This is a genomic window from Seonamhaeicola marinus (assembly GCF_008085455.1).
Genome location: NZ_VSDQ01000040.1, coordinates 1 through 437, shown reverse-complemented (window position 1 = coordinate 437; position 437 = coordinate 1). Strand labels below are relative to the sequence as shown.

General features: G+C 31.1%; 1 protein-coding gene. It reads right to left on the bottom strand.

Features of this window, described 5'->3' with window-relative positions; translation table 11 throughout:
- Nucleotides 1-437: response regulator transcription factor (locus tag FUA24_RS00260; RefSeq protein WP_148539582.1), on the bottom strand; the 437-nt coding region annotated here is incomplete at both ends.

The following is a 437-nucleotide window of genomic DNA, read 5'->3' as shown; positions in this document are numbered from 1 at the left end:
AAACCTTCGCCATGTATGTTAAGTATTTCTACTTTTTCATCTTGCTTTAGGTATTTACGTAATTTGGCAATGTACACATCCATACTTCTAGATGTAAAGTAATTATCATCTCTCCATATTTTTGTAAGCGCCAATTCACGTGGCATTAAATCATTTTCATGTAATGCTAACAAACGCAAAAGTTCATTTTCTTTAGGTGATAGTTTTACAGGGTCTCCTCCATTAAAGCGTAAAAAACGCAGTTTTGAGTTTAAATCAAACTTTCCAATTTTAAACTCAAATTGTTTACTATCAGATATTGATTCTGTGGCTTTACGTTGGATAATGGCTTTAATTTTCATTAAAAGCACTTCACTATCAAAAGGTTTATTTAAATAGTCATCGGCACCTACTTTGTAACCTTTTAAAACATCTTCTTTCATTGTTTTAGCGGTTAA